General features: G+C 69.5%; 1 protein-coding gene. It reads right to left on the reverse strand.

The features are described 5' to 3' along the window. Positions 1 to 869: AMP-binding protein (locus IE247_RS33900; RefSeq protein WP_229869530.1), on the reverse strand; the 869-nt coding region annotated here is incomplete at its 3' end. Positions 870 to 957 lie beyond the last annotated feature (88 nt).

A 957-nucleotide genomic window follows, 5' to 3' on the forward strand; every position in this document is an offset into this window, starting at 1 on the left:
CGCACCGCGTCCGGGGGAATCACATCCCCGCCCGTCGTCACCTCGGTCAGGCCGGTGAAGGCGCCGGGATCGGTCTCCGCGATCACCCGGAACAATCCGGCCGTCAAAGACACATGCGTTATCCGGTGCCGTTCGGTGAGAGTGCGCAGGGCGGGTGCGTCGGTGATCTGGTCCGGGGGTGTGATGACGATGGCCGCGCCGGTCAGGAGGGGGGTCCAGAGTTCGTAGACGGATCCGTCGAAGGCGTGGGGTGCCTGGAACAGGACCCGGTCCCCCGGGGTGACGTTCCAGGCCGGATCCAGTGCCAGGTCCGTCACGCTCTGGTGGGTGACGGCGATGCCCTTCGGGCGACCCGTCGACCCCGACGTGAACATCACATACGCCAACTGCCCCGGCAGCACAGCAGGCAGCACCACACCGTCAGCCACCTCATCGGTGCCGTCATCGGTGATGGTCAGGATGCTGCGGGTTGAGGGCTGGCTGAGGGTGTAGGGGTGATCCGCATGAGCTGAGTCGATCAACAGGACCGGGGAAGTATTGCCTTCGGTGGTCTCATGCATCCGGGGGGCCGGGTGGGCGAGGTGGAGGGGGAGATAGGCGGCCCCCGCCTTCATGACCCCCAGCAACCCGATCACCAGTCCCGCACCGCGTTGCATCAGCACCGGCACCGGTGTCTCGGCCGTGACACCGGCCGCGAGCAGCCGATACGCGACCCGGTCCGAGAGAACGTCGAGTTCCCGGTAGGTCAGGGTCCGGTCCCCGTCGACCACCGCCACCGCACCCGGGCCGGAACGCACCGTGCGGGCGAAGCCCCCGGTCACCGTCCCCGCCCCCGAGGCCTCAGGCCCCGAACCCCAGCGTTCCAGCATGTCCCGCTGGGTGGGGGACACGACGGGCAGGGCCGAGAGCCGTATCCCCGGATCGGCCGCGACCGCCGACAGGACGCGTACCAGCGCC

The organism is Streptomyces inusitatus, assembly GCF_014651115.1.
Lineage (GTDB): Bacteria > Actinomycetota > Actinomycetes > Streptomycetales > Streptomycetaceae > Streptomyces > Streptomyces amakusaensis.